The 25,662-nt window shown below is 75.4% G+C and carries 21 protein-coding genes; 7 read left to right on the top strand and 14 right to left on the bottom strand.

What is annotated here, in order from left to right:
- Positions 1–25 precede the first annotated feature (25 nt).
- Positions 26–868 carry an NmrA/HSCARG family protein gene (locus CRP39_RS17260; RefSeq protein WP_216359785.1) on the top strand — a complete coding sequence of 281 codons (843 nt, stop codon included), beginning with the start codon at positions 26–28 and terminating at the stop codon, positions 866–868.
- Positions 869–950: 82 nt separating this feature from the next.
- On the opposite strand, the gene CRP39_RS26440 is transcribed toward CRP39_RS17260, so the two are convergent.
- A complete protein-coding gene (locus CRP39_RS26440; protein WP_172442493.1) occupies positions 951–1,295 on the bottom strand; it encodes a hypothetical protein in 345 nt (114 codons plus the stop codon).
- A gap of 181 nt (positions 1,296–1,476) precedes the next feature.
- The gene (locus tag CRP39_RS17255; protein ID WP_221201696.1) at positions 1,477–2,643 is read right to left on the bottom strand and encodes an RtcB family protein; all 1,167 of its coding nucleotides are present in this window, start codon (positions 2,641–2,643) and stop codon (positions 1,477–1,479) included.
- A 117-nt stretch (positions 2,644–2,760) separates the two neighbouring features.
- Between CRP39_RS17255 and CRP39_RS17250 the strand changes: the two genes are divergently transcribed.
- On the top strand, positions 2,761–3,300 hold the full coding sequence (locus tag CRP39_RS17250) for a flavodoxin (protein WP_097207626.1): 540 nt from the start codon (positions 2,761–2,763) through the stop codon (positions 3,298–3,300).
- A 40-nt stretch (positions 3,301–3,340) separates the two neighbouring features.
- Here the strand turns inward: CRP39_RS17250 and CRP39_RS17245 are convergent, their stop codons facing one another.
- Complete coding sequence (locus CRP39_RS17245; RefSeq protein ID WP_097207625.1) at positions 3,341–4,984, bottom strand: serine/threonine protein kinase; 1,644 nt, start codon at positions 4,982–4,984, stop codon at positions 3,341–3,343.
- 11 nt (positions 4,985–4,995) lie between these two features.
- Positions 4,996–5,427: an ATP-binding protein gene (locus CRP39_RS17240; RefSeq protein ID WP_097207624.1), complete on the bottom strand. Its 432-nt coding sequence runs from the start codon at positions 5,425–5,427 to the stop codon at positions 4,996–4,998.
- Positions 5,428–5,515: 88 nt separating this feature from the next.
- Between CRP39_RS17240 and CRP39_RS17235 the strand changes: the two genes are divergently transcribed.
- The gene (locus CRP39_RS17235; RefSeq protein ID WP_097207623.1) at positions 5,516–5,866 is read left to right on the top strand and encodes an STAS domain-containing protein; all 351 of its coding nucleotides are present in this window, start codon (positions 5,516–5,518) and stop codon (positions 5,864–5,866) included.
- A 10-nt stretch (positions 5,867–5,876) separates the two neighbouring features.
- On the top strand, positions 5,877–8,090 hold the full coding sequence (locus tag CRP39_RS17230; protein ID WP_143426682.1) for a SpoIIE family protein phosphatase: 2,214 nt from the start codon (positions 5,877–5,879) through the stop codon (positions 8,088–8,090).
- A gap of 42 nt (positions 8,091–8,132) precedes the next feature.
- Here CRP39_RS17230 and CRP39_RS17225 read toward each other — a convergent pair whose 3' ends face one another.
- The 5 genes from CRP39_RS17225 to CRP39_RS17210 form a co-directional block, all read right to left on the bottom strand.
- Positions 8,133–9,815 carry a PHA/PHB synthase family protein gene (locus tag CRP39_RS17225; RefSeq protein WP_245853939.1) on the bottom strand — a complete coding sequence of 561 codons (1,683 nt, stop codon included), beginning with the start codon at positions 9,813–9,815 and terminating at the stop codon, positions 8,133–8,135.
- A gap of 203 nt (positions 9,816–10,018) precedes the next feature.
- Positions 10,019–11,683, bottom strand: coding sequence for a GAP1-N2 domain-containing protein (locus CRP39_RS17220; protein WP_097207620.1), 1,665 nt, complete (start codon positions 11,681–11,683; stop codon positions 10,019–10,021).
- Positions 11,680–12,852: a TRAFAC clade GTPase domain-containing protein gene (locus CRP39_RS17215; protein ID WP_097207619.1), complete on the bottom strand. Its 1,173-nt coding sequence runs from the start codon at positions 12,850–12,852 to the stop codon at positions 11,680–11,682. Before CRP39_RS17215 ends, CRP39_RS17220 begins: the two co-directional genes overlap by 4 nt.
- A 7-nt stretch (positions 12,853–12,859) precedes the next feature.
- The gene (locus CRP39_RS26945; RefSeq protein ID WP_172442492.1) at positions 12,860–12,997 is read right to left on the bottom strand and encodes a hypothetical protein; all 138 of its coding nucleotides are present in this window, start codon (positions 12,995–12,997) and stop codon (positions 12,860–12,862) included.
- A 60-nt stretch (positions 12,998–13,057) separates the two neighbouring features.
- The gene (locus CRP39_RS17210) at positions 13,058–14,161 is read right to left on the bottom strand and encodes a serine/threonine-protein kinase (RefSeq protein WP_097207618.1); all 1,104 of its coding nucleotides are present in this window, start codon (positions 14,159–14,161) and stop codon (positions 13,058–13,060) included.
- Between the two features lie 128 nt (positions 14,162–14,289).
- On the opposite strand from CRP39_RS17210, the gene CRP39_RS17205 reads away from it, so the two are divergent.
- Positions 14,290–14,526 carry a FitA-like ribbon-helix-helix domain-containing protein gene (locus CRP39_RS17205; RefSeq protein ID WP_097207617.1) on the top strand — a complete coding sequence of 79 codons (237 nt, stop codon included), beginning with the start codon at positions 14,290–14,292 and terminating at the stop codon, positions 14,524–14,526.
- Positions 14,523–14,918: a type II toxin-antitoxin system VapC family toxin gene (locus CRP39_RS17200; protein WP_097207616.1), complete on the top strand. Its 396-nt coding sequence runs from the start codon at positions 14,523–14,525 to the stop codon at positions 14,916–14,918. The genes CRP39_RS17205 and CRP39_RS17200 overlap by 4 nt, the downstream gene beginning before the upstream one ends.
- Positions 14,919–14,970: 52 nt before the next feature.
- Here the strand turns inward: CRP39_RS17200 and ilvA are convergent, their stop codons facing one another.
- Positions 14,971–16,254, bottom strand: coding sequence for a threonine ammonia-lyase IlvA (gene ilvA / locus CRP39_RS17195; RefSeq protein WP_245853938.1), 1,284 nt, complete (start codon positions 16,252–16,254; stop codon positions 14,971–14,973).
- A 46-nt stretch (positions 16,255–16,300) separates the two neighbouring features.
- Entirely contained in the window at positions 16,301–22,360 is a 6,060-nt protein-coding gene (locus CRP39_RS17190; RefSeq protein WP_097207615.1) for a DUF4011 domain-containing protein, read from the bottom strand.
- A 232-nt stretch (positions 22,361–22,592) separates the two neighbouring features.
- Between CRP39_RS17190 and CRP39_RS26940 the strand changes: the two genes are divergently transcribed.
- On the top strand, positions 22,593–23,210 hold the full coding sequence (locus tag CRP39_RS26940) for a hypothetical protein (protein WP_172442491.1): 618 nt from the start codon (positions 22,593–22,595) through the stop codon (positions 23,208–23,210).
- A 55-nt stretch (positions 23,211–23,265) separates the two neighbouring features.
- On the opposite strand, the gene CRP39_RS17180 is transcribed toward CRP39_RS26940, so the two are convergent.
- The 3 genes from CRP39_RS17180 to CRP39_RS17170 are packed head-to-tail and all read right to left on the bottom strand — an operon-like array spanning position 23,266 to position 25,573.
- On the bottom strand, positions 23,266–24,141 hold the full coding sequence (locus CRP39_RS17180; RefSeq protein ID WP_097207614.1) for an alpha/beta fold hydrolase: 876 nt from the start codon (positions 24,139–24,141) through the stop codon (positions 23,266–23,268).
- Positions 24,138–24,803: an isochorismatase family protein gene (locus CRP39_RS17175; protein WP_097207613.1), complete on the bottom strand. Its 666-nt coding sequence runs from the start codon at positions 24,801–24,803 to the stop codon at positions 24,138–24,140. Before CRP39_RS17175 ends, CRP39_RS17180 begins: the two co-directional genes overlap by 4 nt.
- Complete coding sequence (locus tag CRP39_RS17170) at positions 24,800–25,573, bottom strand: maleate cis-trans isomerase family protein (protein ID WP_097207612.1); 774 nt, start codon at positions 25,571–25,573, stop codon at positions 24,800–24,802. The genes CRP39_RS17175 and CRP39_RS17170 overlap by 4 nt, the downstream gene beginning before the upstream one ends.
- Positions 25,574–25,662 lie beyond the last annotated feature (89 nt).

Genomic DNA, 25,662 nt, shown 5'->3' with positions numbered 1-25,662 from the left:
CCGCACACCCCTCGAGGAGCGCCGCGTGCCCGAACCCCTTCTCGCCGTCGTCGGAGCCACCGGTCAGCAGGGCGGTGCCACCGCCCGCGCACTGCTCGACGCCGGCGCCCGGGTCCGTGCGCTGGTCCGCGACCCCGCGAAGGCCGGCGACCTCGCCGGCCGCGGCGCCGAGCTCGTCCGCGCCGACCTGCAAGACCCCGACAGCCTGCGGACGGCGTTCCGCGGGGCGCAGCGGGTGTTCGCGATGACCACCCCGTTCGGCGAGGGCGGCCCGGAGGCGGAGGTCACGCAGGGGATCTCGCTGGCCGACGCGGCCGCCGACGCCGGCGTCGAGCATCTGGTGTTCAACTCGGTCGGCGGCGCGGAGCGGTCCACCGGCATCCCGCACTTCGAGAGCAAGCGCCGCGTCGAGGAGCACATCGCCTCCCTCGGCCTGCCCGCGACCATCGTCCGGCCGGTCTTCTTCATGGAGAACCTGCCGTGGATGGTGGCGACGGACGACGGCGAGGTCGTCGTCCGGATGCCGCTGCCGGCCGGCGTGCCGCTGCAGATGATCGCTGTGGCCGACATCGGCGCGGTCGCCGCCGCCGTCCTGCTGGACCCCTCGCGCGTGCCGAGCGGCAGCATCGAGATCGGCGGCGACGAGCGGACCGGCGAGCAGATCGCCGCGGCGTTCGGCGAGCGCGCCGGACGGCCCGGCCGCTACGAGGCGCAGCCGCTGGACGGCCTCGACGAGGACTCCCGGGCGATGTTCGCCTGGTTCGGGACGCCCCCGGCCTACCGCGCCGACTTCGCCGCCACCCGCGCACTGGCGCCCGGTCTGCAGGACCTCCCGACCTGGCTGGCGGGCACCGGCTGGAGCGGCTGAGAGCGCCCGGCATCCCGGGCGGTCCAGGGCGGCTCGGGACGCTGGGTCGAGGGCGTCGGCCCTCAGTGGCCCTCAGTGGCCCTCAGTGGCCCTCAGCGCCGGATGCCTTGCCTCCCGTGTGCTCGAGGGCGATGACGTCCATTCCGTCGAGTGTCAGCTTCGTGATGCGATCTGGCGCATTGGCACTCTTGGCGGCTTTCAGTCGCTTCTCTGCTGAAGCGTCGAATGCACGTTGGTCGGCTGTGAACGGGAGGTAGCGGCCCAAGGGGCCGCGTTGTGGAACTGGCCGCTTGGTCCACCACTCCAGGGCAATGTCTGCCTCTTCGGACTTCAACCTGAGCCAGGGGCGGATGTCTGTGAGCGCCTTGGCGCCTGCGCCGGCACTGACCTGCCAGTTCCATGCGGGACGCGCGTACGTGCGGTTCATCACGCAGAGAGAACCACCCCAGCGGGATTGGCACTCGAGAAGCAGCACGGTACTGCAGACCGTGGCATTCTGGGTCAACTGGACCCGCAGCGTCCGGCCACGTGAGCTTCCACTCTCATAGATGCCGATCGACCCCTCTCCGTCGAAGAAACCTGTACAGCAGGGGAGGACGAGGTCCGACTCAGTCACCTTTCACGTTGACGACCTGCCTGAGCGTGTGACGCACCTCCACCAGATCAGAAGCGTCTGACATCACTTGGTCTATGGGCTTGTAGGCGTCGGGGTGCTCGTCGAGGAACGCGTCGGAGCGGCCCCACGCGATGCCCTTCATGCGGCGGTCCAGGTCCGCGCGGGTGAACATCCGCCGCGCCTGCCCGCGCGAGTGGTTGCGCCCCGCCCCGTGCGGCGCCGACATCAGCGCCTCCGGGTTCCCCTTGCCGACGACGACGTAGGACGCCGCGCCCATCGACCCCGGGATCAGCCCCTCCTGCCCGCGCCGCGCCGAGATCGCTCCCTTCCGAGACAGCCACACCGAGCGGCCGTAGTGCTCCTCGCGCTCGGTGTAGTTGTGGTGGCAGGAGATCTCCACCTGCCGCTCGACCTCGGTGGTCAGGAACCGCGAGACCTGCTCGGCGACGCGGTCCATCATCTCCTCGCGGTTGAGGTAGGCGAACCGCTGCGCCCAGTGCAGCGCCTCGACGTAGGAGTCGAATTCCGGCGTCCCCTCCTCGAGGTAGGCCAGGTCCCGGTCGGGGAGGTCCAACTCGCGGGCCCGCGCGAGGTCCTGCGCGACCCGGATGTGCTTGGACGCCAGCCGGTTGCCCACTCCGCGCGAGCCCGAGTGCAGGAACAGCCACACCCGGTCGGCCTCGTCCAGCGACACCTCGATGAAGTGGTTGCCCGACCCGAGCGACCCCAGCTGCAGCGGCCAGTTGTGTGCGACGCCGTCCGCCTGCGCCGCACCGGGCAGGTCCCGCAGCTCGGCGACCCGCGCGGCCGCCGAGTCGCGCAGCTTCTTGTTGTAGCGCCCGGCCGACAGCGGGACGGCCCGGGAGATCTGCTCGTGCAGCGTCGACAGGTTCCGCCCGCGCAGGTCGTCCGCGGTGAACTGGGTGCGGACGGCGTTCATGCCGCAGCCGATGTCCACGCCCACCGCCGCCGGGATGATCGCCCCGTCGGTCGGGATCACCGAGCCGACGGTCGCGCCCTTGCCCAGGTGCGCGTCGGGCATCAGCGCCATGTGCGGGGCGATGAACGGCATCGACGCCGTCCGCTCGGCCTGCAGGCGGGTGGTCGGCTCCAGGATCGACGCCCAGTTGAGCAGGCGGTCGCTGATCTTCTCCACCATGGGGCCCTACCCCGGCCGGGGACGTCCGTCCCGTCCGCTGCGGACCTCCGGACGGCGCGCCGCCGCACCCGCTGGACCAGCATCGGGAGGACGACGACCCACGGAGGTGTGCCCGCCATGACCAAGGCGCTGGTGGTCTACGAGTCCCTGTTCGGCGACGGCCGGACCATCGCCCGCGCGATCGCCGACGGGCTGTCCGCGCGGCTGCCCGTGACGGTGACCGCCGCGTCGGACGCCCCGACGACGCTCGGCCCCGAGATCGGGCTGCTCGTGGTCGGCGCCCCCAACCACGTGACCGGCCTGCCGCGCCCCGCCACCCGCGAGGGGGCCAACCGCGACTACGGACTGTCCGTCGACCCGGCGGCCGGGCTGCGCGAGTGGCTGGACGAGGTGCGCATCGAGGGCCCCGCCATCGCCGCGGCGGCCTACGACACCCGCATGGACCACCCGAAGCTCGTCACCAAGCTAGACCACGCGTCGCGGACGGAGGAGAAGCTCCTCGGCCGCCTGCACTGCCGGCTGGTCGCCCCGGCCGAGCACTTCCTCGTCACCTCACCGGAGGGGCCGCTGGTCACGGGCGAGGAGGAGCGGGCCCGCGCGTGGGGCGCCACGCTCGGGGACCAGTGGGAGGCGCGCCTGGCCGCCGCCAACGGCTGACGGGGCCGGCGGCTCACCACGGCCGGCGGGCCGGATGCGGTCAGTCCCGCCCGCGGTTGCCGTTGTCGCCGCGGTCCCGGTCGCGGTCGCGGTCCCGCTCGCCGTCCTCGTCGTCGCCGTTCCCGTTGCCGTTCCCGCTGTCGGGAGGCGCCGGGGCCTCCGTCGTGGGCACGACCACCGGAGGCGGCGGGGGCGGCGCGACGGCGTGGGTGACCGCGATCGTCGTGCCCACCGGCACCTCGCCGGTCGGGTCGACCGCGATCACCTGACCGTCCGGGACGTCGGAGGTCTCGATCGGCCGCAGCGCCACCTGCAGGTCCAGCCCCGTGAGCTCCGCCTGCACCTGGCCGACCGGCCGGCCCACGTACTCCGCGGCCGCCAGCCGGACCCGCACGACCGGCGGAGCGGGCGGGGGAGTCGGCGTCGCGGACGTCGTCGGCGCGGCCGGCGGCGGGGTCGTCGCGCTCGCGGGCGCCGGGGCCTCCCCGCGTGTGCCGAGGAACACCGCACCCGCGACGGCGGCGACCACGACCAGCGCCACGAGCAGCGGGAGCAGCAGGCGCCGCCGCGACCGGCCGGCGCCGTCGTCATCGGCGGGCGCACCCGCATCGGCGTCGGTGCCGACCCCGGCGTCGTCCGGAGCGGCAGCAGCCGCCGCGGCCGCCGGAGCCGCGGCCGCCGGAGCGGCAGCGGCGGGGACGGCGGGCAGCACGCGCGTCGTCGGCTCCGGCCGCACCGCCGGCATCACGAGCGTGTCGGCCCGGTCCGCGTCCGGGGCCGGGTCCGCAGCCGCGGCCGGTGCGGGGGCCGGGTCCGGAGGGGCCGCGTGCCGCCCGGTGGACGGCGTCCGCCCGGTGACGACGTCGTCCACCGCGGCCAGCAGCGCCGCGCCGTCCGGGATGCGGTCCGCCGGCTCCTTCACCAGGGTCTGCTCGACCAGCCGGCGCACCGGTTCGGGGACGTCGTCCGGGAGCGGGTCGGGGGTCTCGCGCAGCTGCCGGAACGCGACGTCGACCGGGTCCGGCCCGTCCACCGCCCGGCGGCCGGCCAGGCACTCGTAGGCGACCATGCCCCACGAGTAGACGTCGCTGGCCGGGACCGCCTTGTCGCCGCGTACCTGCTCCGGCGCGAGGTACTGGGGGGTGCCGACGACGTGGCCGGTGCGCGTGACCGCCGCGTTCGCCGCCGACCACGCGATCCCGAAGTCGGTGATCTTCACCGTGCCGTCGGCGCCGACGATCACGTTGCCCGGCTTCACGTCCCGGTGCACCACACCGGCCGCGTGGGCGGCGGCCAGCCCGGCGGCCACCTGGCGCAGCACGGCCAGCGTCCGCTCCGGGGTCAGCCGGTGTTCCCGCTGCAGCAGCTCCACCAGCGGTTCGCCGTCCACCAGTTCCATGACCAGGTAGACCAGCCGGTCGCCGCCGGCCTGCGCGGGCTCGACCTCGCCGTAGTCGTGCAGGACGGCGATGTTCGGGTGCACCAGCCCCGCGGACAGCCGGGCCTCGGTGCGGAACCGGGTCAGGAAGACGTGGTCGCCGGTGTACTCGGCCCGCAGGACCTTGACCGCGACCGAGCGGCCCAGGACCAGGTCGCGGGCACACCAGACCCGCCCCATCCCCCCGGCCGCGATCGGGGAGAGGAGCTCGTAGCGGTCCTCGAGGACCGTGCCCGGCCGGTGCATGCGCCCAGTGCTCAGACCGGGTCCACCAGACGCAGCTGCGGAGGAGGGGAGGACAGCCGCTTGTCCAGCGTCACCCGGTGCCGGCCGTCGGACTCGTGCCGGAAGGACAGCCGGTCGACCAGCGCCTGCATGAGCCGCAGGCCACCGCCACCCAGCGGCGAGCGCCCGGTGGCGTCGGGCAGCGCCTCGGGCTCGAGACCGTCGCCGTCGTCGAACACGCTGATCCGGCACAGCGCGTCGCTGATCGCGACCTGCACCTCGTACTCCGCGTGCTCCCCGGCATGGTGGACGACGTTGGCGCACGCCTCGGTGAGCGCCAGCGTCACCTCGTCGACGGCCGTGCGCTCGACCCCGAGGTGCTCCAGCGCCTGCCGGCACAGCCCGCGCACGAACGGCACGCTGGTGCCGTCCACCGGGAGGCGGACGGTGAAGGCTATGTCCATGCTGGATCGTCCATCCCGAGTTCCCCCTCCATGCCCGATGGCCCTTACCCTGCGATGGGCAGGATGACAACGACGAGGGGGCCGAACCGTGCTGTTCGAGGTGGAACGGACCACGGTCCTCGGGCAACCGGCGCTGAGAGTACGCGGTGAGCTCGACCTCGCCACCGCTCCGCAGCTCAGCGAGGCCGTGGCGTCACTGCTGTCCCAGCAGCCCCGCTCGGTCGTCGTCGACCTGACCGAGACCGCCTTCCTGGACTCCTCCGGCGCCCGGCAGCTGGTCCTCCTCGCCCGCTCGGCGGAGGCCGCCGGTGTCGCGCTGCAGGTGGTCTGCCCCCGCGACAACCGGCCGGTGCGGCTGGTCGTGGACCTGCTGGACCTGCGGGCCCTGGTGCCGATCGTGGAGTCGGCCGGGCTGATCGAGGGAGAGGTCCGCCCGTAGGGTCGTGACGGTGACGTCGACCGTCCCCCGTCCCGAGATGCCCGGCGTCAGCAACGACGCCCTGGCCCGCTGCGCCGACGAGCCGATCGCCGTCCCGGGCGCGATCCAGCCGCACGGCGCGCTGCTGGCCGTGACCGAGCCCGACCTCGGCGTCGTCGTCGCCTCCGCCAACGCCGCCGAGCTGCTGGGTGTTGCGCCGGCGGCCCTGCCCGAGCTGCTCGCCGCCGACGACCTCGCCCGGCTGCGCGCCGGTCTGGCCGGGGACCTCGCCGAGCTCAACCCGCTGCGGGTGACCGTGGGCGGCGCCGAGGTCGACGTCGTCGTCTCCCGCGCCGACGGCCTGCTGCTCACCGAGTGGGAGCCGGTCGAGGGCGCCGGGCAGGCCGGGGCCGCGTGGCACCGCCGGCTGCCCGCGGTGCTGCAGCGGCTGTCGGCGACCACCGGCCTCGGCGAGCTGACCGCGGTGCTGGCCCGCGACGTCCGCGAGCTCACCGGCTTCGACCGCGTGATGGTCTACCGCTTCGACGCCGAGTGGAACGGCGAGGTGGTCGCCGAGGACCGGCGGGCCGACCTCGAGCCGTTTCTCGGCCTGCGCTACCCGGCCAGCGACATCCCCGCCCAGGCGCGCGCCCTCTACACGGTCAACTGGCAGCGGCTCATCCCCGACGCCCGGTACCGCCCGGTGCCGCTGGACCCGCCGGTGCACCCGGGCACCGGCCGCCCGCTGGACCTCTCCGGCTCGATCCTGCGCAGCGTCTCGCCGGTGCACCTGGAGTACCTGGCGAACATGGGCGTCGTCGCCTCCATGTCGGTGTCGCTGATCGACCGCGGCCGGCTGTGGGGCCTGATCTCCTGCCACCACTACGCCGGGCCGCACCGGCCGTCCTACGCCGACCGGGTCGCCGCGGAGTTCCTCGGCCGCACCGCGTCCCTGCTGCTGCACACCACCGCCGAGACCGCCGACCGGGGCGAGGTCGTCGGCGTCGCGCAGCGGCAGGCGCAGCTGGTCGCCGCGGTCGGCCGCACCCCGCGCGACCCCGGGGCGGCGCTCACCGGAGGCGACCGCACGGTGCTCGACCTGCTGCCCGCCGCCGGTTCCGCGGTGCGGCTGGACGGCCGGCTGCGGCTGCTCGGCAGCACCCCGCCGGCCGACCGGGTGGCCGGGCTGGTCGAGGCCCTGCGCGCCACCGGGCAGCCGGCCACCGACGCGCTGGGGCGCGTCGTCCCGGCCGCGGCCGACGTCGCGGACACCGCCAGCGGGCTGCTCGCCGTCGAGGTCGGCGGCGGGAACGGGGACTTCCTGGCCTGGTTCCGCCCCGAGACGCTGCGCGAGGTCACCTGGGGCGGCAACCCGCACACCCCCAAGACGGTCGAGACCGACGCCGGGCCGCGGCTGAGCCCGCGCCGCTCCTTCGCCGCCTGGAGCGAGACGGTGCGGGGGACGGCGGCCCCGTGGCGCGTGCACGAGGTCGCCGCCGCCCAGGCGCTGGCCGCCCACCTCACCGAGACGCGGCTGCAGCGGGCGGGGGAGGACAGCCGGTTGGCCGCCGTCCTGCAGCGCACGCTGCTGCTCGAGGAGCTGCCCAAGGTCCCCGGCCTGACGCTGGCCGCGCACTACCGGCCCATCGCCGCCGACGTCGTCGGCGGCGACTGGTACGACCTCGTGCCGCTGCCCAGCGGCCGGGTGTCGGTCGTGCTCGGGGACGTCGCCGGCCACGGCCTGGCCGCCGCGGCGATCACCGCCCAGCTGCGGCACGCGCTGCGCGCGCACCTGCTGCGCGACCTCGGCCCCGGGGTGGCGTTGTCGGGGCTCGGCGCCCTGGTCGCGGCACTGCTGCCCGGCGAGCTGGCCACCGTCGTCGTCGCCGAGGTCGACCCGGCCACCGGCGCGGTCGTCGTCGCCAGCGCCGGGCACCTGCCGGTGCTGCACGTCGGCGCCGGCGGAGCCACGCTGGTGACCGACGGCCGCGGCCCCGCGCTCGGCCTGCTCGACGCCGCGGACTACTCCGAGGTGCGGCTGCAGCTGGCCGGCGACGACCGGCTGCTGCTGTACAGCGACGGCCTGGTGGAGCGCCGTGACGTCCCGCTGCCCGAGCGGCTGGACACCCTGCGGGCCGCGGTGACCGCCGGCCGGCCCCTGGAGGTCCTGCTCGACGACGTCCTCACCGCGCTGGACCCGCCGGACGTCGACGACGTCACCCTCGTCGGCCTCGGCCGCACGTGACGGGGAGCGGCCGGCACCGGGTGCGGCGCCGGCCGCGGCGGCTCAGGCCGGCACCCGGTCCAGCACGTAGAGGCCCGGTGCCGCCTCCTGCGCCGGGTGGTCCTCGCTGCCCAGCTCCTGCGGGGCGGGCACCTCGTCGCCGGACCGGGCGACGGCCCACTCCGCCCAGTGCTCCCACCAGCTGCCGGTGTGCCGCTCGGCCTGCGCGCGCCACTCCTCGGGATCGGGGCCGGGGGTACCGCCGGTCCAGTAGCTCATCCTCGGGTTGCCCGGCGGGTTGACCAGGCTCTGGATGTGGCCGCTGGAGCTGAGCACGAACTCGGTGGGGCCCGACAGCAGGTGCGTGGTGCGGTAGGTGCCCTTCCACGGGGTGATGTGGTCGGTGAGGGCCCCGACGACGTACGTCGGCACGGTGATCCGGCCCAGGTCCACCGGGCTGCCGAGCACCGTCTCCTCGCCCGGCAGGGTCAGCGTGTTCTCCCGGAAGACGCGCAGGAAGTCCTCGTGCAGCGCGGCCGGCAGGTTGGTGCCGTCGGCGTTCCACTCCAGGACGTCGAACGCCGGCGGGGCCTCACCCATCAGCCACTGGTTGACGAGGTAGCCGAACACCAGGTCGTCGGGCCGCATCCAGGTGAAGACGCTGCCCATCGACCGGGCCGGGATGACCCCGCGGGTGCGCGACAGCCGCCGCGCCAGGCCCACCGTGGACCTCCCGGCGAAGGCGCCGATCGGTGCCGGGGCGTGGAAGTCCAGGAGCGTGACCCCGAAGGTGGCGCTGTGGACGCTCGGGTCCTCGACGGCGGCCAGGTGGTTGAGCAGCGTGCTCATGACGATGCCGCCGGCGCAGAACCCGACCGTGTTCACGTCGGGGGAGCCGGTGACCTGCCGGGCCACCGCGACCGCGCGGCGGACCCGCTCGGCGTAGGTGTCGAGGTCCCAGTGGGCCTGCTTCCGCGTCGGGTTCCGCCAGCTGATCATGAAGACCTGGAGCCCCTGGGCGACGGCGTGCTCGACGAAGCTGCGGCCGGGGCGGAGGTCCAGGAAGTAGAAGCGGCCGATCGGCGGCGGGACGACGAGCAACGGCCGCTCGCGGACCCGCTCGGTCGACGGCGAGTACTGGATGAGCTCGATGACGTCGTCGCGGTAGACCACCGCGCCCGGGGTCATGCCGAGGTTGCGGCCCACCTGGAAGGCCGAGCGGTCGGTCTGGGACGGCAGCCCGCCGTTGTGCAGGACGTCGTCCACCAGCGCCTTGGCCCCGCGGACGACGCTGCCGCCACCGGTCTCGAGCACCCGCTTGAGCGCGGCCGGGTTGCCCAGCAGCGTGTTGGTGGGCGCCGCCGCGCTGGTCAGGGCGTTGATGGTGAAGCGGGCGCGCTCGACGTCCCGCCAGTCCCCGCCGTCGGCCTCCAGCCGGTCGACGAGGCGCTGCAGCGCCGATGCCCAGGCGAGGTAGCCCTGGCCGAGCCGCCGGTAGCCGGGGTTGTCCGTCCACGCCGGGTCGGCGAACCGCCGGTCCCTCGGGGACGGCGTGATGCGGTCGGTCCCGCGGACGATCTCGACGAGGTCCCGGCCGAGTTGCACGGTCTCGGCCGCGATCGCCTGCGGCCTCCCCAGCAGCGCGGCGACCCCACCGAGCCGGCCGGCGGTCGCTCCCGCGGCGACGTCCTCACCGCCGTCGGCGGGCACGGAGTGGAGTGGACGGTCGTGCACGGCTTGGCTCACGTGCTCTCCTCGCTGTCGGTCCCCTTGACGGCCGACGTTAACGAGAAGAGACCGTCCACAACCGGGCCCAAGGTCCCGGTGGGGACGAGGGGTGGGACACACTCCGCGGACGCTCGACCGAGCTGGGCAGGGCGGTGTTCTCCTGCAGGAGGACACCGCCCTGCGGCGAGGTCCGGTCAGCCGTGCCGGCGGGGCGGTCCGGCTCAGTCGCGGCGGCGGCGCCGGCGGGGGACGTCGTCGGCGGCGCCGCGGCTGCGGGCGAAGGACTCCGCCAGGTCCGCGGGCCAGCCGTCGTCGACCAGCAGCAGCGCCAGCGAGCGGCCGAGGATCGCGTCGACGTCGCGCGCCGGCAGCTCCGAGCCGAACACGACCTCGCGCAGCGCCCACCCCTGCCCGGCGGTGGCCCCGACGGCGACCGCGGCGGCCAGCTTCTCCACCCCGGCGACGTCCATCCGCAGCGCGGCCCAGCGCAGCACCGGCGGCAGCCCGGACGCCGGCACCAGCGGCTCCAGCCGGGCCAGCCAGCCGACGTCGGCCACCAGCAGGTGCCCCAGCAGCGCCCGGTGCTCCTCCTCCCAGCCGCCGTCCGCGCGCCACTGCGCCTCCAGCGCGTCGCCGACCACCCGCCGCCGGGACGCCAGCAGGGCCAGCTCCCACCGGTCGTCGGTCAGCCGCAGCAGCGGCAGCCGGACCCCGAGGCTGAGCGCCTGCTCGACGAGCAGCCCGGCCGCGCGGTCGAGGTGGGCGATCCGCCGGCCACTCCGCACCTCCTCGGCGAGGGCCTCGCACAGGTCACCCTGGGTCAGCCCGGCGACCGCGACGGCCGCCTCGTCCGGCCCGTCGGCGCCGTCGAACACCTCGTCGAGCAGCCGGGCCAGCACCTCGGCCCGCACCCGCCGGGCGACCGCCGCCGACCGGCGCACCGACGTCCGCAGCGCGGTGGACACCTGCGGTTCGGCCGCGGCGAGGGTCAGCGCGTCGGCGGAGTTGCGCCCGCGGGTCAGCCAGCGCGCGGCGGCGTCGGACCCGAGCACGCAGGCCACCTGTTCCGCGGTCAGGTCGGCGGCGTCCTGCTCGGCCCACTCGTCGGCGAAGAGCCACGCGTCCAGCGCGCGCAGGTCGCCGATCGTGTCCGGCGGCAGGTAGCCCTTGCTGGCCGCGGCCAGCAGCGAGCCCGCCCGCTCGGTGTCGACCGGACCGGCGGCCGCCCCGGCCGGCCCGTCCCCGAGGGCGACCGCCACCGCGGCGGTGTCGCCGTCGTCGGCCTGCGGATCGGAGGTCAGCGAGACGTCGGCGGTCAGCCCCCGCGGCAGCACGGCGGCGACGACGTCGGCGACCTCCCGGCCCGACGGCGTCCGCCGCGGCAGGGTGCACGCCCCCGATCCGTCGGCGAGCGCGGCCAGCAGCAGCGCCAGGCACGGGGTGAGGGCGTCCACGTCGTCGGCGGTGAGGGCCGGCACGGTGCGCTCGGCCGGCGGCACCCGCAGCGGCGGCAGCTCCGCGGTCGGGGCGGCGTCCGCGTCGAGCCCGTCGAGGAAGCGGCCGGTGCGGCGCAGCGCCAGCAGGTCGCGCAGGCCCAGCCGGTCGCCGTCGTCCCACAGCAGGTGCACCAGGTAGTTGCCGGGCCGGCCGAAACCGTCGGTGCGGGCCGCCACCTTGCGGTAGAGCAGCCGGCCGGCGCCGCGCTGCACCAGGCCGAAGGCCTCGCCCGCGTCCGGGGTGAAGCCGACCAGCGCGCCGAGCGCCTTGCGCGTGCGGCCCACCTCCGCCGGCCAGTCGGGGGAGTGGGCGAAGACGCCGAAGCCCGGCCCCTCCAGGGTCCGCGGCGCGGAGGTGTAGACCGCCTGCGGGTACGCCCGGCCGCTCATCCGAACCACTCGCCGCGCAGAGCCGAGCCGGCCTCCTCCGGGTCCAGCCCCTCCTCGGACAGGAAGCCGTGCCGGGCCAGCAGCACCAGCAGCGGGTCCAGGCAGCCCACCGGGGAGATCTCCGGGTAGCCGCCGTCGCGCGCGTCGGCGCCGGTGGCCGACACCGCGTGCACGGTGGGCCGCGGCAGCCGGTTGAGCACCGCGGTCAGCAGGTTCGAGCCGCCGTTGACCTCGAGGAAGTCGACCAGTCGGGAGCTGGTGGACCGCACGTCGGCGAACCAGTGCGCCAGGGGCATCGCGGCCAGGTCGGTGTCGCGCAGCGCGCCGGCGGGGAAGTCGGGCAGGCCGCGCAGCTTGTCGGCCTTGGTGACGACGACCGACGCCGAGACGCCCGCCAGCGGGCTGTCCGGGTGCAGGTTGCGCGCGGTGCGCAGCAGGTTGGCCAGGTTCACCACCATCTGGGTGTGCCGGGCCAGACCCATCGACTCCTCGCCCGGGTCGGCCAGGTGCCGCAGCCGCGGGAAGACGCCGGGGGAGAGCAGCACCAGCACCGACGACGCCGCGTAGAGGAACTTCCCGTACTGGCCCATGTCCTCGGCGCGGTAGAGCTGCTCGCCGGAGGCGTCGAAGAAGACCAGGTTGACCGCCCGCTCGGCGCCGCCCCGCCCGGTGCCGCGTAGCACGAGCATGAACGGCTCCGGTGAGCTGCCCTCGCCCAGCAGCGGCAGGGTCAGCGGCAGCTGCCGGCGCTGCACCATGAGCCGGTAGCGGTAGTCGTCGAAGCGAGCCGCGCTCTCCTCGTCCATCTCCACGGAGATGCCGAGCGGCGCCAGCGCCCCCTCGTGCAGCAGGTCGATCAGGACGGTCAGGTACGTGCTCTTCGACGCGCCGGTCAGCCCGACCAGGCCCACGACGATCGTCGGGCGCTCCAGGTAGGCCGGCGGCAGCCGGTGCCCGTTCGGGCAGGTGGGGCTGACGCTGGCCGCGGCCGCGACGGCGGCGTCCCTGGGGGTGGGTGGCGGCGCCATCTCGGCGGTCCGCAGCGGCTCCAGCAGGCGCTGCCAGCGGCTGCGCCGCTCGACCGGCGGGCGCCGCGGCACCCCGGCGGCGTCCCGCCACACCGGGGTGACCAGCGGCTCCAGGCAGCGCGGGCAGACGCGACGCTTCATCGCCGGCTCAGCGGACGAAGAGGACGAAGAAGACGACGGCGGTCGCGCAGAACACCGCCAGCAGCACGCGCTGCCGCTCGCGGTAGCGGTGCCGTCGCGCGTCCAGGCGCTGCTGGGCGAGCGCCCGCTCGTACATGCCGGACACAGGCGGTGGCCTCCTCGGGGGACGGTGGGTGAGGGGACGTGGGTCAGAGGACGACGTGGGTCAGAGGACGACGTGGTAGAGGACCGCCAGGACGAGCCCGGCGATGATCCCGAGCAGGACGGCGACCGCGACGGCGGCGGCGAACCCGGTCCGGGTGTCGGCGATCGCCCGCTCCAGCCGGGCCAGTTCGTAGCGCGCGGCCTCGACCACCGCGCCCACCGACTGCAGGTCGCGCATCGTCGTCCGCGGGTCGGGGATCTGCGAGGTGCCGCCCAGCCAGCGGGTCTGCTGCTCGACCTGCCGGGCCAGCTGCGCCACCGACGGCCGCTTCTCCGGGGCGTACCGCAGCGCCTGGCTGACGCTGTCGAGCAGGTTGGGCGGCACCCGCGACAGGTTGAGCCGGCCGCCGCGCAGGGCGAGGAAGTAGTCGGAGTCGGACATGGTGTCGTCCGGGTCGACCGGGTGCTCCGCCCCCGCGGCGAAGGCGATCACCATGCCCCAGCTGTAGAGGTCGCTGGCCTCGGTGAGCGCGGCGCCCTGCAGCTGCTCGGGGCTGGCGAACAGCTTCGTGCCCAGCACCGCCATGCCGGTGGTCGCGGTGCCCGACGGCGGCTCGGGGCCGATGTACCGGCTGATCCCGAAGTCGACCAGCCACACGTCGCTGCCGGAGATGATGATGTTGCCTGGCTTGACGTCCCGGTGGACGACGCCGGCGGCGTGCACGTCTCGCAGCGCGCGGAGCAGGCCGATGGCGATGCGGCGCAGCTCCTCGGCGTTGAGCCCGGCCGAGCGGTGGGCCAGGAACTCGTCCAGCGGCGTGCCGGACACGTACTCCTGCACGTAGTAGGGCGCGCCGGCGGCGAGGTCCTGGTCGACGATCCGGGCCACCCGCGAGCTCTTCACCCGGGCGGCGTTCTCCACCTCGCGGGCCAGCCGCTTGCGGGCCAGCTCGGGTGCGGCCTCGGGCAGCCGCTTGATGACCACCAGCGGGCCGTCGTCCCCGGTGGAGCCCACGAAGACGTCGGCGCCCTGGCCGCCGCGGGGCAGCCGGCACATCAGCGTGTACGGCCCGATCCGCTCGGGGTCGCCGGGCTCCAGGAGGTGGACCTGGCGGGTGCCGGCCAGGTCGGCGACGGCTCCGGTGGGGTCGAGCGCCTCGTCCACGGTGCGCGGCCCTCCCGGGATCGACGACGACTGGACGACGACGGTAGAACGCGAACCTGGGAACGACCATCCACGCCCGCGTCACGGCACCGCATGCAGAGTGCATGCGACGCAGCTAGAGTGATGGCATGCCCGTCTCCATGACGATCCGCGACGTACCCGACGAGACGCGCGACGTCCTCGCGGCGCGTGCGGCGCGCGCCGGCCAGTCGCTGCAGGAGTACGTCCGGGCGCAGCTGAAGGCGCTGGCCGAGCGGCCGGCCCCGGACGAGCTCTGGGAGCGGGTGGAGCAGCGGGTGCGCGCCACGGGCACCCGGTTGTCCGCCGAGGAGATCCTGGAGGCCAGGGACGCCGGCCGGCCGTGACGCTCGTCGTCGACGCCTCCGCGGTGCTGGCCGCCCTGGTCGACAGCGGCGACGAGGGCACCTGGGTACGCCGACAGGTCCGCGGCGAGGCGCTCGCCGCTCCCGGCCACCTGCTGGTCGAGGTGTCCGGCGCCCTGCGCCGGGCGGTCCTCGGGGGGCGCCTGGGCCGCGATGTCGCCATCCTGGCCCACCACGACCTCGTGCAGCTCAGCGTGACGTCGTTCCCCTTCGAGCCGCTGGCGCCCCGCGTGTGGGCGCTCCACCCGACGGTCACCGCGTACGCCGCCGCCTACGTGGCGCTGGCCGAGGAGCTCGGAGCACCCCTCCTCACCCTCGACCGCCGCCTGGCCCGGGCGAGTGGCCCGGCCTGCGACTTCCTCCTCCCGGCGTGACCACACGGTGGGAGCCGGAGGGAGACGGTCCGGCGGGGAGCCGGCCGCCGGGTCAGACGAGGAAGCGGTAGGCCGTGGTGCCGGGAGCCAGGTGCTGGATGCGCAGCGGGCTGGCCTCGATCCGCGCCAGCAGGCCGGGGAGGTCGCCGGCCCGGCCGATCTCGATGCCGGTGAGCGCCGCGCCGGTCTCCCGGTTGTCCCTCTTCACGTACTCGAACAGCACGATGTCGTCGTCGGGGCCGAGCACCTCGTCGAGGAAACGGCGCAGCGCGCCGGGCTCCTGCGGGAACTCCACCAGGAAGTAGTGCTTCAGCCCGCGGTGGACCAGCGACCGCTCGACGACCTCGGCGTACCGGCTGACGTCGTTGTTGCCCCCGGAGAGCAGGCACACGACCGTCTGCCCCGGCTCGACCGCGACCAGCCCGCCGGTCAGGGCGGCCGGCGCCAGCGCACCGGCCGGCTCGGCGATGACGCCGTCCACCTGGTAGAGGTCGAGCATCTCGGTGCAGATCTGGCCCTCGGGGACGGCGACCAGGTCCGCGCCGCAGTCGCGGACCAGCGGCAGGGTGACGTCGCCGACCCGGCGGACGGCGGCGCCGTCGACGAACGTGTCCAGCTCCGCCAGCTCCACCGGGCGCCCGGCGGCCAGGGCGGCGGCCATGCTCGCCGCGCCCGCCGGTTCCACGCCGACGAGCCGGGTGCCGGGGCTGTGCGCCCGCAGCCACGTGCCGCAGCCGGCCAGCAGCCCGCCGCCGCCCACGGGCAGCACTACGACGTCCGGCGGGACGGGGAGCTGGTCGAGCACCTCGACGGCCACCGTGGCCTGGCCGACGACGGTCGAGGGGGCGTCGAAGGCGGGCACGAGGGTGGCACCGGTGCGCTCGGCGAACGCCGCCGCGGCGGCCGCCGCCTCGTCGTAGGAGTCACCGGCGACGACGAGTTCCACCGCGTCCCCACCCAGGGCGCGGATCCGCTCCCGCTTCTGTCGGGGCGTCGTTCCCGGCACGAACACCGAGCCGTGGACGTCCAGCGCCCGGCAGGCGTACGCGACGCCCTGGCCGTGGTTGCCGGCGCTGGCGCACACGACCCCGGCCGCGCGGGCGCCGGCGTCGAGTCCGGCGATCGTGTTGTAGGCGCCGCGGACCTTGTAGGAGCGCCCGATCTGCAGGTCCTCCCGCTTCACCCAGACGTCGGCGCCGGTGGCGGCGGAGAGGCGGGCGTTGCGCTGCAGCGGGGTCCGCTCGGCGACGCCGGTGAGGCGACCGACCGCCTCCCGCACCGCCGCCTCGAACGCGGCCGGGTCCAGCCTCGTGCCCACGAGGGAGGGAGAGCTCACCCCGCCATCGTCGCCGACGTCCGGCCGCCGCCCGCGCGCAGCCCGGTCACGCGGCCACGGTCAGCAGGCCGGAGTCCTGGCGGGAGAGCCGCCCGGCGTCCAGCACGCGGGCCAGCGCCGCCTCCAGCAGCGGCAGCAGGGACGGCGTCCGCCGGCGGTAGCCGAACACCTCCGCCGTCCGCAGGAACAGCTCGTCCGGCGTCATCCCGGCGCTGGCGCGGCACAGCGCGACCATCGCGTTGCCGACCTCCTCCGGCGCGACGTGCTCCAGCGGACGGTCCGCGCTGGCGGCCTGCCGGCGGAAGGCCGGCCACGTGTCGCGGTCCAGCGCCTCGGGCCAGACGAACTCGCCGACGAGGGTGGCCGGCGGCAGCAGCGCCAGCAGCGCGTCGCGCCGGGCCTCGCTGACCCGGGTCAGGCCGAACGCGCTCGCGGTCAGCCGGGCCAGCCGGTCCCGGTGCACCGGCCCCTCGGCCTTGAGTCCGGTGGTCAGCACCCGCTTCACCGTGCGCGCGATCCGGGCGTCGGACAGCGAGTCGAGCACCTTGCGGTCCCCGGCGGTCTTGGGCACCCACGGCACGAACGGCAGCTCGCCGTCCAGTGGTGACGCCGTCTTCCTCGGCGTCCGCCGGGCCGGCTTCGTCGGCGCCGTGTCGACGACCGGGGTGGGGACGGCGGGCTCGCCGTCGGTCGGCTCCACGACGACCGCCGCCTGCGGGACGTCGGCGACCGGTGCCGCCACCTCGACGACGACCGGCGTGGTGGCCCGGAGCGGGACCGCCGACTTCAGCTCGGTCGCGGGCGGCTCGGCCGGTGCGGGCACGGGCGGGACGACGTCCACCGGCGGCGCGACCACCGCGGCCTCCTCGATGTGCGCCGGGGCGGCAGAAATGGCCATTTCTGCCGCTCGGGCCGGGAGATCGGGCGCAGGTACGGCGGCGACCAGCCGGTCGAGGACGGCGGCGCGGTCGCGCAGCCAGGTCGGCAGCCACACCCGCTCGACCGCGGGCCAGCGCAGCATCCCGGCGAGCACGTCGACCGGCAGGCCGTCGCGGTCGCCGACCGTGCGCCGGCGGGCCCACGCGGGGCCGTCGAGCAGGACCGCCATCACCGGCGCGTCCGGGGCCTCGGCGCGGGCGACCGACAGGTCCACCCGGAACTCCGAGAGCCCGACGTCGGTGCGCACCACGAGCCCGCGGTCGCGCAGCGCGGCGGCGATCTCCTCGCGGTGCCGATCCGGGACGGCGACCGGCCGGGCGTCGCGGGGGAGCGCGTCGGTGCCCAGCGCGGCCAGGTCGAGGTAGGCGCGCAGGTGCTTGATGCCCACCGAGGAGGTCTGCTCCGCCCGCAGCTGCGACGGCTCGAAGGAGGAGAAGACGACGACCTGGCGCCGGGCGCGGGTGACCGCGACGTTGAGCCGCCGCTCGCCGCCCACCCGGTTGAGCGGGCCGAAGTTCAGCGGCAGGAACCCGCGGTCGTTGACGCTGAAGCCGGTGGAGAACAGCACGACGTCGCGCTCGTCGCCCTGCACGTTCTCCAGGTTCTTGACGAACAGCCCCTCGCCGTCGGTGCGGTCCAGCGCCTCGACCAGGCGGTCGTCGCCGGCGTCGCGCAGCAGGCCCTCGATGTAGGCCCGCTGCTGCACGTTGAACGTGATGACGCCGATCGAGGGCAGGCTGCCGTCCTCCCCGGCCTGCCAGGCGTCGAAGCGGCGGCGGATCTCCGCGACGACCGCCTTGGCCTCCATCGGGTTGGTGCGCAGCAGCCGCCCGGCGCCGGAGCGGTGGAAGGTGCCGTTGACCCGCACCAGCGAGATGCCGCGGCCGTCGACGTCCGCCGAGGGCCGGCCGTGGGTCGGCGCGGGGAACGACGACAGCCGGTTGTCGTAGTAGTTGGCGTTGCTGAACGCGATCAGCGACTCGTCCTGGCTGCGGTAGTGCCACGACAGCCACTGCCGCGGCACCCGGGCTTGCACGCACTCGGAGAGGATCGACTCCTCGTCCTCGACCGCGGTGCCCAGCAGCTCGATCGCGTCGTCCTCGGCCGATCCGGAGGACGGCTCGGCGAAGGACGTCGGCGGCATCTGCCGGCTGTCCCCGACGACGACCGCGGCCTTCGCCCGGCCCAGGGCGCCGACGGCGTCGGCCACCCGGATCTGCGAGGCCTCGTCGAACACCACCAGGTCGAACAGGCCGGCCTCGGCCGGGAAGAACCGCGCCACCGAGTCCGGGGAGACGAGCACGCACGGCATGACCGCGGTGACCAGCTCGCCGTACTGGGCCAGCAGCCCGCGCACGCCCAGCCCGCGGCGGGACTTGGCCAGCTCCCGCTGCAGCGCGCCGACCTGGCCGTTGCCGCTGGCGGCGTCGAACGGGCGGGCGGCGAGCACCGCGCCGGGCAGTGCCGAGCGCAGGTGCTCGCGCACCGCCTTGGACGCGGCGGTGAACCGGGTGATCGCCTTCTGGTGCACGTCGGCGTCGAACCCGTCCAGGCCGGAGGCGGCGCGCCGCTCGGTGACCGAGGCCAGGGCGACGCCGTGCTCGAAGGCCCGCACCGCGTCGTCGGCGAGCAGCTCGCCGCTGACCAGCAGCGCCCGCGCCTCGTGTAGGCCGGCGGTGCGCAGCGGCTCGAGGGTGTCGATGAAGTCCGCCCAGCGGCGCAGTGACATGAGCCCGGTGTGCTCCACGCCGCGCTCGGGGCGGGTCATGTGCCAGCGCAGCACCAGGCCGTCGTCCCCGGCCCAGCGGGCGAGCTGGCGGGAGCCGGTGGAGCACACCCGCAACAGGGCGGTCACGGCGTCGCGGAGCCGGGCGACGGCCGCGCCGGTCGCGGCGTCGGGGCCGGGGCCCTGGACGACCCAGCGGCGCAGCGCGGCGGCGAACTCGCCGTCGCGGTCCGCGGCGGCGCCGGCCGCGCGCAGCCAGGCCACCTGCCCGTCGAGCAGCGCCGGGTCGACCAGCGGGTTCCACCCGGCCGGCACGGCGAGCCCCGGGATGACCGAGGCGCGGGCGGCGATGCCCTGCGCCGCGGTCTGCACCCGCCACAGGGCGGCGGTCAGCTCGGGGACGTCCGCGAGCTTGACCTTCACCCCGGGGCGCAGCACGGGGGCGAGCTGGTCGCGGACCGCGCGCAACCCCTTCCGGCGCGCCATCCAGCGTCCGGCCTGGGCGGTCTGCGCGGCGACGTACAGCTCGGCCAGCGGCAGCTCCAGCGCGGCCGGGGTGGCCAGTTCCAGCCCGGGGTGGACGGCACCGGCGAACGCGGCGACCTCACCGAGGACGCTCGCCGTCGCCGTCGTCCAACGCTCGGTCGGCACCTCGTCGAGCACGTCGAGGGACGTCGCCGGGCCGGACAGCAGGTGCGCGAGGGCGCCGAGGTCCTCCGGCGTCCGCACCTCGCGCAGCGCGCGGGCGAGGTGCGCCTCGGCGGGCAGCTCGCGGATCGCGGCGTCGACGGCGGCGGCGGCCTGCTGGGCGGCGAGGAGGTCCACCTGCGCGGTGTCGACGAAGGCCCACGCGTGCTGCGGCGAGGGCCGGACCAGGTCGGCGATGTCGGGCAGCAGCGCCAGCGCGCGGCGCACCGCGGTCATCGTCTCGGCGGAGGCCCCGGCGACGAACGTCGCCGGCAGCGGCATCGCCGGGACGCCGTCGCGCACGGCCAGGACCGCCGTCCGCGCCGAGTAGTAGGACAGTCCGGTGGCGTTCTCGGCGTGCAGCCGGTCGGCGTAGCGGGCGAGGGTGCGGCGGGCGGAGCGCAGGTCCTCGCCGTCGGCGGCCAGACCCTGCTCGTCGACGACGACGGCGTGCTCCAGCGCCGCCTTGATCTGCGCCCGGACCACCGAGGTCTTGCTGCCCTTGTCGTGCAGGTCGAGGGCGAAGGGAGCCATGCCCACGGCCTCGAGCCGCCGCGCGACGACGTCCAGGGCCGCCCGCTTCTCGGCGACGAACAGCACCCGCTTGCCGTCGGCAACCGCGCGGGTGAGCAGGTTGGTGATGGTCTGCGACTTGCCGGTGCCGGGCGGGCCCTCGAGCACGAAGGTGCGGCCGGCGCCGGCCTCCGCGACCGCCCGCAGCTGCGAGGCGTCGGCGGGGACGGGGCACTGGGCGGCGAGCTCGTCGAGGTCCACCCGGCCGGCGGTGTCCGGCGCGGGGTCGGTGAACGCCTCGGTCGGCTCGTGGACGAGGTGGGCGACCAGCGGGTTGGCGGTGAAGTCGGCCCAGTGCTCGTCGAGGTCCTTCCACAGCCGGAACTTAGCGAACTGCAGGACCGCCAGGTCGGCGGTCGGCTCGACGCGGTAGGGGAGCGCGGCGTCGGCCAGCGCCTGGCGCATGGCCTGCAGCGCGCGGTCGAGGTCGATGCCGGCGCCGTCCTCGGCGGGCTCGGTCAGGCCGGGGACGGTCAGGCCGTGCACCTGGCGGAGCTTCTCCAGCAGGCAGTAGTTGGGGGTGCTCGTGCCGGTGTCGTCGAGGGTCAGCCGGTAGACGCCGTTGCGGCTGGTCGGGGTGAGGGTGACCGGCACCAGCACCAGCGGCGAGCGCAGCGGCCGGCCGTCGAGCTCCCAGGCCAGGCTGCCCAGCGCCAGGTACAGGTTGTTGGCGCCGGTCTCCTCGCGCACGGTCTTCGCCTTGTAGGCCAGGTTGCGCAGCCGGGGCAGGTAGCCGCCCTCGGTGACGTCGGCGTGCACGGACTTGCGCTCCACCAGCAGCTCGGCGAGTACGTCGGCGGGCAACTCGGCGGCCGAGCGCAGCCCGCGTTCGCGCTGGACGGCCGCGATCCGGTCGCTGGGCAGCAGCTGCACCGCGGTGCCGGCGTGCAGCAGGTCCTCCAGGGTGCCCAGGTGCGCGGCGGGCACGGCGAGCGGCAGCCCGGCGCGCTCGGAGTAGTTGATCAGCCGGTTGCGCAGCGAGAGGTCGAGCAGGCTGTTCTTCCACTGCTGCACCCGCGCGGGTGTCTCCGTGCGGCCCGGCTGGGCCGGCGCCGGCACCCGCTCGACCGGCCGGGCGGCGACGCTGTGCTGCGCCGGCCGGTACTCGAACACCTGCACCGCGCCGTCCGGGCCGCGGGTGCGGGCCGGCAGCGGCACGATGCCGTCGCGCCGGGCCCGGTGGACGTCGGTGACGCCCAGGACGCGGTCGAGGTCGCCGGTCAGCCAGGCGTCGTAGGCGGGGGAGTGCAGGTCCTGCGGCTCGTCGTCGCGGGCACGGCTGGTCAGCAGCGTCGTCTCGACCAGCCGGACCAGCCCGAGGTCGACCAGGTTGACCAGCGGGGCGACGTCGGTCGTGGCGGCGCTCTCCGCGCCGCGCTCCTCGCGCCAGTACCCGAGGAACGCGTGGCCCTCGGCCAGCCACAGCAGCGGCCGGATGCCGGCCTGCTCGAGGGCGGCGGCGAGGACGACGACGGTGTCCAGGCAGGTGCCGACGCGGCCGTCGAGGACGTCGCCGGGCGTGCGCACCTTCTGGCCGACGTCGGCCCAGCTGGCCGGCGGCTCGCTGTAGCGGATGCCGCGCCGGCGCATCGCTTCGGTGAGCGCGGCGACGATCTCGTCGACCCGCTCCGGGCCGGACTGGTAGCCCTGCACCGAGGCGCTGCCGGTGCGCTTCTCCAGCAGCGCGCTGGCCTCGTCGATCAGCGCGCTGACCGCCGGGTGGTTGGGCAGCACGTGCGCGGCCAGCATCTCCAGCGCCAGCGGCACCGGCGCGGCCAGCCACTGGTTGGCGGCCAGCACCTGCACCGGGACGGCGGTGCCCGCGACGTCCTCGCCGTCGACCAGCAGGTCGATCTCGATCGAGCCCGGGCGCTGCTCCTCGATCTGCAACATCGCGGCGGGGTCCATCACTAGGCCGACGTCGCTGAGGACCGTCGTCTGGCCGGCGTCGAGGTCGACCAGCAGCTCGACGGCGGTGCCGATCGGGCCCTCGGCGTCGCGGACCCCGAGCCGGACCGTCGCCGCGCGGACCGCGCCGCCGTGGTTGGTGAACGCCAGCCGGCTCACCACCGGCACCCGGTTGTGGGCCAGCGCGTAGCTGAGGACGGGGGTGGAGGTGGCCGAGATCGCCACGGCCGGCCGGGTGTTCGTGTCGGTCGACCGGAGGTCCGTGGCGCTCATGGTGCCTGTCTACCGGCCCGGACGGACCGGTCCGGTCAGGTGCGCGAGGCGTCTGTGGCGTCTGTGGCGGGTGCGTCCGGTCTGACCACGGAACACCTCCGGGACGCCTCCGGACGGTCACGGCGCCCGTTCCGCGTGCCGATGACGCGACGGCGATACGGGCCGGTCTCGTCCGATCGCCCGGTCGGCGTCCTGCCCTCCGTCTCCTCTCCTTCGTCGTCGGAGGTCATCCGTGTCGCAGCCGCAGGGCCCGCCGCCCTTCCCCCCGCCCGGTCCGCAGGGGTCGGATCCCTGGCCGCAGCAGGTCACCGCGCCGCTCCCTGCGGCGCCCGAGCAGAAGCCGTTCCTCAAACGTCCGTGGGTGTGGGGTGTGGCGGCCGCGCTCGTCATCGGCATCGGCATCGGGAACGCGAACGGCGGGTCGGAGGCGGCGGACTCGATCGAGGCGGCCAGTACGTCCTCGGCGGCCGGCTCGTCCTCCCCGACGGCCCCCGCCGAGTCGTCGTCCAGCCCCGCGACTGCTCCCACGACCGTGGTCCCGCCGGCTGCCGTGGCGCCCACCCAGCCGCCGACCACGCCGCCGCCGGCTCCGGCGACCCAGCCCGAGGTGGTCGTCGACTTCGCGATGCCGGACCTCGTCGGGGTCGACCTGCAGACCGCGCAGATCACCGTGCAGAGCAACGGCGTCTTCCTGAGCCGGTCGCACGACCTACTGGGGTCGCGCAACCAGCTGGTCGACTCGAACTGGATGGTCTGCACGCAGAACGTCCCGGCCGGTCAGCGCGTGACCGGTGAGGTCGAGGGGCTCATCGACCTCGGGGTCGTGAAGCGCGAGGAGACCTGCCCCTGACGGAGGCAGGTGTGGCGCCGGGGTCAGGTCCTCGTGGACCTGACCCCGGCGGGCATCACGCGACGTCGACGACGGCGCGGCCGAGCAGGGACGCGAGGGCGCGGCGGGTCTCCGACAGCGCGGTGTCGGGGACGTCCCAGAACACCATGTGGCCGGCGCCGGGCACCTCGACCAGCTCCGCGGCGGGGTTGGTCCGGGCGGCCTCGGCAGCACCGGCAGCGGTCACGACGGGGCTGTCGCCGCCGTGGACGAGCACGGTGGGCGCCGGGACGTGCGGCCACGTGGCGAAGAAGTCCTCGGTCTCGAACCCGCGGTGCGTCTCGGCGATCGCCCGCTCCGAGCAGCTCGCGAGCCACCGGGCGCGCAGCGCCTGCTCGCGCCGCGGCCAGCGCGGCCAGGACCGGGCCACCTCGTCGGCGGTCGTCCCGCGCTTCGCCTCCGCCAGCTGCCCGAGGAAGGCGGCGAGCGTCGTCGGGTAGGGACCGCGGCCGGGGCCGCTCATCGGCGGGTCGACCAGCACGGTGCCGCGGAGCGGGACCGCCCCCCGCGCCGCCACCACCGCCGCGATCCGGGCGCCCATCGAGTGGCCGAGCAGGACCGGTCGCTCCAGTCCCAGGCCGGTCACGACGGCTTCGGTGTCGTCCGCGTACGCGTCCAGGTCGTAGGTGTCCCCGTCGTCGGACAGGCCGCGGCCCCGGACGTCCACGACCAGCGGCCGGACCAGGTCGGTCAGTTCCCGGGCGACGAAGTCCATGGCGATCGCGGGGCTGGTGATCCCCGGCAGGACCACCAGCGGCACCCCGTCGCCCCCGTAGTCCAGGACGTGCAGGCGCACGCCGGCCGACCGCACCCACCGGCTGCCCGCCGGGACGTCGGCGAGGTCGGCCAGCGCGGCCTGGGTCACGCACCGGGGACCGGGGCCGTCGGTCATGCCGGCACCCCGACGGAGGCCAGGGCCGCCAGGTACGCGACGGCGTCGTCGAGGTCGACGACGTCCCCGTACTTGGCCTGGATGTCGAACAGGCTGGCCTCGTGCGGGCCGGGCGCCCGGTCGCCGACGCAGTCCCGGGGCACCAGGACCGGGAACCCGGACTGGACGGCGTCGACCGCGGTCGCGCGGACGCAGCCACTCGTCGTCGCCCCGCAGACCAGCACCGTGTCGCAGCCCAGCCCGGTGAGGGTCGCGGCCAGGGTCGTCCCGAAGAACGCCGAGGCGCCCTTCTTCACCAGGAGCACGTCCTCCGGGCGCATCGGCAGCCGCGGGTCGATGGCGACGGCCGGGCTGCCCTCCCGCAGCGTGCGCATCCCGGTCGCCTTCTGCAGCCAGGTCACCGCGGAACCCTCGGCCTCGGCCGGCGTGTACGCGATGGTCGTGAAGACCACCGGTGCGCCCGCCCGGCGGCCCGCCTCGATCAGCCGACCGGTCGCCGTCACCACGTCGGTGAGGTCGGCTCCGGCCGGGAACTCCGGTTCGGTGAACCCGCGGCTGAGGTCGACGACGACGATCGCCGGCCGCCGCCCACGGCGCACGGGCGCGCCGAAACCGGCCTGCTGGTACGTCCGGTCGGTGTCCTCGCCGTAGCCCGCGGTCACCGGGACGCCCCCGCCGGGGCCGGCTCACCGCTGAGCAGGCGCCCCGCGCCCGGTACCACCGTCGGCAGGCCGAGGCGGGTGAGGATCGACCAGGTGGTGGCGACGGCCGCGGTGAGCACCGGCAGCCCGGCCTCGTCCTCGACCGGCTGGACGGCGGCGAGCGAGGGCATCTGCACGCACGCCGACAGGACCAGCGCGTCGGCGTTCGTGAGGTCCAGCCGCTTGTAGTGGTCGCGCAGGTCCATGGGGTCCAGGCGGGCGACCGCGAGGTTGTCGGGCTCCTCGAGGCTGAGGGCGTCGACCACCTCCACCCCGGCGTCCTCGATGTAGTCCGCGACCAGCTTGGTGAGCGGCTTCAGGTACGGGGTGACGATCGCGACCCGGCGGGCCCCGAGGGCGGCGATGCCCTCCAGCAGTGCGCCCGCGCTGGACACCACCGGCGCGGTCGCCCCCTCGCTGCGCAGGGCCGCGGTGATCTGGTCCTCCGCGGTGCAGTGGGAGCCGGGTCCCTGGGCCATGATCGCGACCAGGCACGCGGTCGTCACGACGTCCGGACGGGCGTCGGCCAGCTCCAGCGCGGCCCGCTCGGTCTGCGCGTTCATGGCGCGCAGGCCCTCGGGGGTCACGTGCTTCATGCGCATCCGGCTGGCGTGGAAGACGAACTCGTCCACGGGGAGGACGGTTTGGCGGTCCCGCAGCATGCGGGGCAGTTCCGTCTCCATCGTCAGGTTGGAGCTCGGCACGATCATGCCGATGCGGTGGACGCTCATCGGCGGTTTCCCGGGCGCATCTCGGGGACGGTGAGCTCGCCGGCGTCGACGATGAGGGCGTCGTCGAGGTAGAGGCTGCAGCCGCGCAT

The organism is Geodermatophilus sabuli (assembly GCF_900215145.1).
Classification (GTDB): Bacteria; Actinomycetota; Actinomycetes; order Mycobacteriales; family Geodermatophilaceae; genus Geodermatophilus; species Geodermatophilus sabuli.
Note: the sequence above shows the minus strand (reverse complement) of the source record. Positions and strands in the feature narration are given on the sequence as shown.

Bases quoted from the DNA above. Each gene is read 5' to 3' on its own strand.
- CRP39_RS26440 (WP_172442493.1), bottom strand. From the start codon at position 1,295: ATGAACCGCACGTACGCGCGTCCCGCATGGAACTGGCAGGTCAGTGCC.
- CRP39_RS17255 (WP_221201696.1), bottom strand. From the start codon at position 2,643: ATGGTGGAGAAGATCAGCGACCGCCTGCTCAACTGGGCGTCGATCCTG.
- CRP39_RS17250 (WP_097207626.1), top strand. From the start codon at position 2,761: ATGACCAAGGCGCTGGTGGTCTACGAGTCCCTGTTCGGCGACGGCCGG.
- CRP39_RS17245 (WP_097207625.1), bottom strand. From the start codon at position 4,984: ATGCACCGGCCGGGCACGGTCCTCGAGGACCGCTACGAGCTCCTCTCC.
- CRP39_RS17240 (WP_097207624.1), bottom strand. From the start codon at position 5,427: ATGGACATAGCCTTCACCGTCCGCCTCCCGGTGGACGGCACCAGCGTG.
- CRP39_RS17220 (WP_097207620.1), bottom strand. From the start codon at position 11,683: ATGAGCGGCCGGGCGTACCCGCAGGCGGTCTACACCTCCGCGCCGCGG.
- CRP39_RS17215 (WP_097207619.1), bottom strand. From the start codon at position 12,852: ATGAAGCGTCGCGTCTGCCCGCGCTGCCTGGAGCCGCTGGTCACCCCG.
- CRP39_RS17205 (WP_097207617.1), top strand. From the start codon at position 14,290: ATGCCCGTCTCCATGACGATCCGCGACGTACCCGACGAGACGCGCGAC.
- CRP39_RS17190 (WP_097207615.1), bottom strand. From the start codon at position 22,360: ATGAGCGCCACGGACCTCCGGTCGACCGACACGAACACCCGGCCGGCC.
- CRP39_RS17180 (WP_097207614.1), bottom strand. From the start codon at position 24,141: ATGACCGACGGCCCCGGTCCCCGGTGCGTGACCCAGGCCGCGCTGGCC.
- CRP39_RS17170 (WP_097207612.1), bottom strand. From the start codon at position 25,573: ATGAGCGTCCACCGCATCGGCATGATCGTGCCGAGCTCCAACCTGACG.